We start from the raw sequence: 7,351 nt of genomic DNA, 5'->3' as shown, positions 1-7,351 counted from the left end.
CTGCGGTGCAGCGCTCCCGGGGAGCGGAATGGCGGCGGACTGCGGTGCGGCGCTTCCGGGCAGGGGGATGGCGGCAGCGCGCGGTGCGGCGGTGCCCGGAAGCGGGATGGCGGCGGACTGCGGTGCGGCGCTTCCGGGCAGCGGAATGGCGGCGGACTGGGGCGCGGCGCTGCCGGGCAACGGGATGGCCGCCGACTGCGGCGCGGCACTCCCCGGTAGCGGGATGGCGGACTGGGGCGCGGCACTCCCGGGCAGCGGAATGGCGGCGGACTGGGGCGCGGCGGTGCCCGGCAGCGGGATGGCGGCGGACTGGGGCGCGGCACTCCCGGGCAGCGGGATGGCGGCGGACTGGGGCGCGGCGGTGCCCGGCAGCGGAATCGCGGCGGCATTGCCCGGCAGGGGAATGGCGGCGGGCTGCGGCGCCGCGGCGGGCGCGGCCTCGGGAGCTTCGGCGCCCGCGCCATCGGCCTTGATGGGGAACGTGGTCTGGCACCGGGCGCACTTCAGCTTCGCGCCGCCGGGCGGGATCCGCCTGTCATCGATGTTGTAGTTCGTCTGGCACGACGGGCAGGAGACTTTCATTGTTTTCCTTCGACGAGACCGGCTGGCGCGCGCACGCGCAATGACGGGGGCGGTGCGGGGGTCCGCGCGGCGCATGCAGGCTAGCAGAGCCGTTTCAAGCCCGGAAAGAACGAGCCCCGGGAGCGCACCGCTGTCACCCGGGCGGGCAGGAGGGCGGGCGCCCGGCAACACCAACAGTGTGCGTCCCTTTTCCACCGCCCCTCCCGGGGTGGTAGACCCGGCGGGTCATGGATCCCATCGTCATCCTCGGAGCGGGCCTGGCGGGCCTGTCCACCGCGCACTTCCTCAAGCGCCCCTGGCGCCTCATCGAGAAGTCCGACCGGGTCGGAGGCCTCATCAAGACCGAGGTCATTGACGGGTGTTACTTCGACCCCACCGGCCACTGGCTGCACCTGCGCGACCCGGAGATCCAGGAGCTGGTCAACACGCTCTGGCTTCCGGACCAGCTGGTGCGCATCCAGCGCCGCGCCGCCGTGTTCTCACGCGACACCTTCACCCGCTTCCCCTACCAGGTGAACACCCACGGACTTCCGCCGGAGGTCGTCGCGGAGAACCTGGTCGGCTACGTGGAGGCCATCTACGGGGAGAAGGGCCGCGCCCTGCGCGAGCGCGAGCCCGTGAACTTCGAGGAGTTCATCCTCCGCTACATGGGCGAGGGCTTCGCGAAGAACTTCATGCTGCCCTACAACCAGAAGCTCTGGACCGTACCCCCGCGCGAGATGTCCGCCGCGTGGGTGGGCCGGTTCGTGCCGCGCCCCACCCTCAAGGAGGTCGTGGATGGGGCGCTCGGCGCGGGCAGTGATCAGCTGGGCTACAACGCGTCGTTCCTCTACCCGCGCGAGGGCGGCATCGAGAGCCTGGCGCGCGCGATGAAGCAGCACCTGACGGGCGGCGAGCTGAGCGTGCGCACCGAGCCCGTCTCCATCGACTGGAAGGCGAAGCAGGTCGCGCTCTCCGACGGACGCACCGTGCCTTACTCCGGGCTGGTGTCCTCCATCGCGCTGCCGTTGCTGGTGGACCTCATCGGGAAGGGCGCCTCCGGCGTGCCGGACGAGGTGCGGGCCGCGGCGAAGCGCCTGCGCGCCTTCATCGTCACGTACGTGTGCGTGGGGGCCCGGGGCGCGAACCGCCAGCCGTGGCACTGGATCTACCTCCCGGAGCCGGAGTTCCACTCGTACCGCATCGGAGCGCCGTCGGCGGTGTACGCGCCCCTGGCCCCGCCGGACACGGCCAGCTTCTCCGTGGAGTTCAGCCACCACGGCGACCTGTCCGTGGCGGACGCGGAGAAGTACGCGGTGGAGGACCTGGTGCGCTCGAGGATGATCCACTCGGCGGACGACGTCCTCTTCGCGAAGGGCCGGGAGATTCCCAACGCGTACGTCCTCTACGACGACGCCTATGGCCCCGCGATGGCGGAGGTGAACCGCTTCCTGGAGCACGCCGGCATCCTCACGGCGGGGCGCTACGGGAAGTGGGAATACTCCTCCATGGAGGACGCCATCCTGGGCGGGCGGGCCTGCGCCCGGACGCTGAACGGCTGACGCAGGGAGTCGTCTCCTGTCGACGGTGGTCCGGGGGCGTGCTAGGCCCCAACGCCTTCCCTTCGCATCTCCGGACCCATGGCCCTGCACCTCTCCGTCGTCATCCCCGTCTACAACGAAGAGTCCATCATCCTCCAGGCAGCCGAAGAGCTGCGTCAGGGGCTGGATGCTCGCGGGCTCGACTACGAAATCATCTTCGCGGAGAACGGCTCGCGCGACGCGACGCCCCGGCTCCTGGAAGAGCTGTGCTCCCAGAACCCGCGCCTGCGCTGGTTCCACTCGGAGACGCCCAACTACGGTGTGGCGCTCAAGGCCGGCATCCTCAAGGCCCGGGGCACCTACGTGGTCTGTGATGAAATCGACCTGTGTGACCTGACCTTCTACGACGCGGCGCTGCCCCGGCTGGAGCGTGGCGAGGCGGACATGGTCGTGGGCTCCAAGGCGGCCAAGGGCGCGAGCGACCAGCGTCCCCTCATCCGCCGCGCGGCCACGCGGGTGCACAACAAGCTCTTGCGCGTGGCGCTGGGCTTCCAGGGCACGGACACGCACGGCCTGAAGGCGTTCCGCCGGGAAGCGCTGCTGCCCGTCATCCACAAGTGCGTGGTGGACATGGACGTGTTTGCCAGCGAGTTCGTCATCCGCGCGTGGCGCGAGGGGCTGAACGTCATGGAGATCCCCATCCAGCTCCATGAGAAGCGCCAGCCGTCCATCCACCTCTTCAAGCGCGTGCCCAACGTGCTCAAGAACGTGGGCAAGCTGTTCTACGTCATCCGCGTGCGCGGGACCTGAGCGAGGACTCGCCCCATGACGGCAGCGCGCCTGGCGTCCATCTCCGTCGACCTGGATTCGCTGCCGCACTACTGCCGGATCCACGGGCTGCCTGAGACGCTGCTCGACGAGCGCGCCCGGACGCTGATCCACCGCGTGGCGGTGCCGCGCTTCCTGGAGCTGCTGGCGGAGGTCGGGGTGCCGGGGACGTTCTTCGTCATCGGCGAGGACCTGGAGTCGGACCCCGGCGCGGCGGACGGCATGCGGCGCTCGCACGCGGCGGGCGTGGAGGTGGCCAGCCACAGCCACGCGCATGACTACGCGCTGACCCGGCGCGGGCCGGACGCCATCGCGGAGGACCTGGCTCGCGCGGACGCGGCCATCCTGAAGGCCGTGGGTGTGCGCCCCTCCGGTTTCCGCGCTCCGGGCTACACGCTGAACGCGGACCTGTACGCGGCCACCGTGGCGCAGGGCTACCAGTACGGTTCGTCCGCGTTCCCGGCGGCCCCGTACTACGCGGCGAAGGCGGCGGTGATGGGGGCGCTGGCGGCGCTGGGGCGGCCGTCGCGCTCCGTGCTGGACACGCCGCGTGTGCTGCTGGCACCGCGCGTCCCGTACCGGCCGGACCCCGCGCAGCCCTACCGGCGCGGCTCGGGGCCGGTGCTGGAGCTGCCCATGACGGTGACGCCGGTGGTGCGCTTCCCGTTCATCGGCACGTTCGCGACGACGCTGCCTCGCGGCACGATGCGCGCCGCGTACCGCACGTGCCGGGCGGATGCCTTCTTCAACTTCGAGCTACACGGTGTCGACGTGCTGGACGCCACGGATGGCATCCCTCCAGAGCTGGTGCGCCAGCAGCGGGACCTGCGCACAAGCGCCACGAAGAAGGTGGAGCGGCTGCGCAGCATCTTCCAGTGGCTCAAGGACGACTTCGACGTCGTCACCCTGCGCGACGCGGCGGGGCGGCTGTCCGCCACGCTCTGATCAGCGAGCGGCCTTCAGAGCCTTCCAGTCCGCTTCCGCCTGATCCGCGTAGGCCTGCGCGAAGGCGACCAGCCGCTTCGTGGCCTCCTTCGTGTCCCCGCCCACCCAGTCCTCCAGGCGCGCGGCCTGCGCTTGCGTGTTGCCGTGGGCGCGAGCCAGCACGACGCCGGCCTGCTCGAAGGTGGAGCGCAGGGACTTCTTCTTCCCCAGCACGGCGTCCTCCAGCTTGTCCTTCTCCGGCTCCACCTCGCGCACGAGGAACGCCCGACCGCCCATGTCCACCGCGCCCGTGAGCGGGTTCACCGCGCCGCCCAGCGCCTCTTGCGCCTTCACCACGTCCGCGCCGTTCGCGGGCACGGGCGGCGACGTCACCCCGGAGGCGAGCAGCTCCTTCAGCTCCAGCAGCACGGGCGGGGCCTTTGGATCCGCAGCGCCCACGAGCACGTAGTCGCGCTCCAGGCCGTAGCTGCTGCCCCCCGCGTCCAGCCGTGCGGCCAGGTCCAGCACCTTGAGGGGCACGGCCACGCCCTCCGTGCCGTCCAGCGTCTTCTCGTACGACGCCAGCGCCGTGCGCACCGCCGACTTCTGCTCCGCGTCCAGCGGCTTGAGCGTGTCCGACTTGAGGAAGTGAGGCCCCTTCGCGCCGTCGAGCTTCACGTACCTGGACAGCAGGTCCTTGGCGGACGTGTCACGCGCCTTCCCGATGAGGTCCTTCACCGGGCCGGAGGACTCCTTCTTGTCCAGGAAGGCCCCCGGGTTCGCGTCGCCGTCCGCCAGCAGCTCCAGCGTCTCGAAGTAGTTCTTCGCGAGCGCTTCCACCGCCTGGGTCTGCTCGCTGGAGGACAGGCCCGCGTCGCGCGCGGTGAGGACAGCGCTGGTGGCCAGGCGCGTGAGGTCCGCCTCGGGCGATGCCGTCCCCGTCTGGTCGAAGTCGTTGAGCCCCCACACCGCCTTGCCGTCCGGCCCCCGGAACGTGCCCAGGTTGCCCACGTGCGCGTCGCCCACCACCCGGATGTCCGGCGCGGGCCGGTCCGTCAGCCGCGCCTCCTGCGCGTACGGGCCCCGCAGGTCCGCGTGGAACAGGGCGGGCATGGCGCGGAACATCGCCGAAGGGCTCTCACGCATCTGCGCCAGCTTCTCCTTCAGGCGAGCGGGCGGCAGGTCCAGCCTCGCGTTGAAGTCGCGCACGAAGGACACCGCCTGGGACGGCTCGCGCTCCAGGCCGGACGCGGCGGCCCGCTTGGGTGCGGCCGTGCTCGCCGCCACGGTGTTTCCTGTCCGTGACGTGCTGGTGGCCTGGGGCTGGAAGTCGCTGACGTCGGGGGCCAACCGCCCCGCCGAGGCCCCGGAGGTGGCGAGCGTCAACACCGTGGCGGCGACGGTGGAGCCCGAAGCGGACGCCCGGGAGGGGGAGGAGGGCTTTAAGGGGATGCGCATGGGGGATCCTTCCGGCGGATTATCGTCAGAAGGGGTCCATGGGTTGTTGGCCCACTCCCGGCGTGCGTGCCGGGGTGCTAAGGAGCGGCCCATGCTGGAGCGTTTCAGCGACAAGGTGAAGAAGGGCCTGCGCGAGTGGACCGAGCGCATGGCCGGTGAGCAGCAGTCCGACCAACTCCAGGCCCTGGCCCGGACGGAGAACGAGTACGGGGTGGACCCGTTCGGGTTCAACCTGGACTACAGCCTGGCCGCCATTGCCCCGTTCATGTGGCTCTACCGCCACTACTTCCGCGTGGAGGCCTACGGCGCGGACCGCATTCCCTCGGGACGGGTGCTGCTGGTGTCCAACCACTCCGGCCAGCTGCCCCTGGACGGCGCGATGATTGGCATCGCCCTGATGGTGGAGGGCAACCCGCCGCGCGCCATCCGCAGCATGGTGGAGAAGTGGGTGCCGTCCCTGCCGTACGTCTCCACGTTCATGGCGCGCGTGGGCCAGATTGTCGGCACGCCGGAGAACTGCCGGCGGCTCCTGGAGGCGGACGAGGCCATCCTCGTGTTCCCGGAAGGGACGCGCGGGCTCAACAAGCTGTGGCCCCAGCGCTACCAGCTCCAGGAGTTCGGCCTGGGCTTCATGCGGCTGGCGCTGGAGACGAACACGCCCATCGTGCCCATCGCCGTGGTGGGCGCGGAGGAGCAGGCCCCCGCGCTGATGAACCTGAAGCCCGTGGCGAAGCTGCTGGGCTTCCCGTCCTTCCCCATCACCCCCACGGGCACGCCCTTCCCGCTGCCCACGAAGTACCGCATCTACTTCGGAGACGCGCTCCACTTCACCGGCCGCGCGGACGACGAGGACAGCGAACTGGACAAGAAGGTGCGCACCGTGAAGGCCTCCATCCAGGCGATGCTCCACCAGGGTCTCAAGGAACGCCGGGGCGTGTTCTGGTGAGCGCCCCCAACGAGGAGAAGGACGCCGTCGCCGCGGACAAGCGCCCGGCCGTCGTCGTCACCGGCATCAGCGGCAACCTGGGCCGCACGCTGGCGAAGATGCTGCACAAGCGCGAGCGCATCATCGGCATCGACCGGCGCCCCTTCCTGGGCAAGCCGAAGGACGTCGAGATGCACCAGATGGATCTCCGGAAGAAGAAGGCGGAGGACGTCTTCCGCAAGAACGAGATCCGCGCCGTCATCCACATGGGCATCATGCATGACCCGCGCATGAGCGAGGAGGAGCACCACTCGTTCAACGTCGTGGGGACCACGCGCCTGTTGGAGTACTGCGCGAAGTACGGCGTGAAGAAGGTCGTGGTGCTGTCCTCGGCGAACGTCTACGGCCCCAGCCCGGACAACTCCAACTTCCTCACGGAGGACGCGCCGCTGATGGCCGCGAGCCGCTTCTCCGGCGTGCGCGACCTCATCGAAGTGGACATGCTGGCGCACAGCTTCTTCTGGAAGCACCCCGACATCGAGACGGTCATCCTGCGGCCCGTCCACATCGTCGGGCCCACCATCAAGAACGCGCCGTCCCACTACCTGCGGCTGCGCTACCCGTGGACCATGGCGGGCTTCGACCCGATGGTGCAGCTCATCCACGTGGAGGACGTCGCCCGCGCCATGATGGAGGCCCTGCGGCCGGAGCCCAAGGGCGTCTACAACGTCGTGGGCCCCGGCCAGGTGCCCCTGTCCGCGGTGCTGCGCGAGCTGGGGAACACCCCCATCCCCGTGCCGCACCCGGTGGCCCGGCCGCTGTTGGGCCTGATGTTCCGCTACCGGCTGGCCAACTTCCCGCCGCCGGAGCTGGACCACATCCAGTTCCTCTGCGCCGTGGACGGCAACCGCTGGGTCCAGGACGTGGGCTGGAAGGCCCAGCACTCCATGCGCGACACCATCCGCTCCGTCATCGGGGAGTAGCGGGGGCGTAGCGGCTTTTCGTGGTGCCCCGCCGGGGGGCCCTGACAGGCATGTCAGGGGGAACGTGGCGGCATGGCAGGGAGGGCCTGACAGCACTGTCAGGCACGGGAGGGTGGCCACGGGGGCAAGGG

The 7,351-nt window shown here is 70.5% G+C and carries 7 protein-coding genes; 5 read left to right on the top strand and 2 right to left on the bottom strand.

Annotation, left to right across the window (positions count from 1 at the left end):
- Positions 1-582, bottom strand: a 582-nt coding sequence (locus tag D7W81_RS44270) for a zinc-ribbon domain-containing protein (RefSeq protein ID WP_208721633.1), incomplete at its 3' end; no start/stop codon positions are given.
- 227 nt (positions 583-809) lie between these two features.
- On the opposite strand from D7W81_RS44270, the gene D7W81_RS37950 reads away from it, so the two are divergent.
- From D7W81_RS37950 to D7W81_RS37940, 3 genes are all read left to right on the top strand, one after another.
- Complete coding sequence (locus D7W81_RS37950) at positions 810-2,123, top strand: protoporphyrinogen/coproporphyrinogen oxidase (RefSeq protein ID WP_120560251.1); 1,314 nt, start codon at positions 810-812, stop codon at positions 2,121-2,123.
- A 78-nt stretch (positions 2,124-2,201) separates the two neighbouring features.
- A complete protein-coding gene (locus D7W81_RS37945; RefSeq protein WP_120560250.1) occupies positions 2,202-2,912 on the top strand; it encodes a glycosyltransferase family 2 protein in 711 nt (236 codons plus the stop codon).
- 15 nt (positions 2,913-2,927) lie between these two features.
- On the top strand, positions 2,928-3,875 hold the full coding sequence (locus tag D7W81_RS37940; protein WP_120560249.1) for a polysaccharide deacetylase family protein: 948 nt from the start codon (positions 2,928-2,930) through the stop codon (positions 3,873-3,875).
- Here the strand turns inward: D7W81_RS37940 and D7W81_RS37935 are convergent, their stop codons facing one another.
- Positions 3,876-5,312, bottom strand: coding sequence for a DUF2252 family protein (locus D7W81_RS37935; protein ID WP_120560248.1), 1,437 nt, complete (start codon positions 5,310-5,312; stop codon positions 3,876-3,878).
- A gap of 91 nt (positions 5,313-5,403) precedes the next feature.
- Between D7W81_RS37935 and D7W81_RS37930 the strand changes: the two genes are divergently transcribed.
- Positions 5,404-6,258 carry a lysophospholipid acyltransferase family protein gene (locus tag D7W81_RS37930; RefSeq protein ID WP_120560247.1) on the top strand — a complete coding sequence of 285 codons (855 nt, stop codon included), beginning with the start codon at positions 5,404-5,406 and terminating at the stop codon, positions 6,256-6,258.
- Positions 6,255-7,220: an SDR family oxidoreductase gene (locus tag D7W81_RS37925; RefSeq protein WP_120560246.1), complete on the top strand. Its 966-nt coding sequence runs from the start codon at positions 6,255-6,257 to the stop codon at positions 7,218-7,220. The genes D7W81_RS37930 and D7W81_RS37925 overlap by 4 nt, the downstream gene beginning before the upstream one ends.
- Positions 7,221-7,351: the final 131 nt, after the last annotated feature.

This window comes from Corallococcus aberystwythensis, assembly GCF_003612165.1.
GTDB lineage: Bacteria > Myxococcota > Myxococcia > Myxococcales > Myxococcaceae > Corallococcus > Corallococcus aberystwythensis.
This window is presented reverse-complemented; position numbering and strand designations above follow the sequence as displayed.

Bases quoted from the DNA above. Each gene is read 5' to 3' on its own strand.
- D7W81_RS37950 (WP_120560251.1), top strand. From the start codon at position 810: ATGGATCCCATCGTCATCCTCGGAGCGGGCCTGGCGGGCCTGTCCACC.
- D7W81_RS37945 (WP_120560250.1), top strand. From the start codon at position 2,202: ATGGCCCTGCACCTCTCCGTCGTCATCCCCGTCTACAACGAAGAGTCC.
- D7W81_RS37940 (WP_120560249.1), top strand. From the start codon at position 2,928: ATGACGGCAGCGCGCCTGGCGTCCATCTCCGTCGACCTGGATTCGCTG.
- D7W81_RS37935 (WP_120560248.1), bottom strand. From the start codon at position 5,312: ATGCGCATCCCCTTAAAGCCCTCCTCCCCCTCCCGGGCGTCCGCTTCG.
- D7W81_RS37930 (WP_120560247.1), top strand. From the start codon at position 5,404: ATGCTGGAGCGTTTCAGCGACAAGGTGAAGAAGGGCCTGCGCGAGTGG.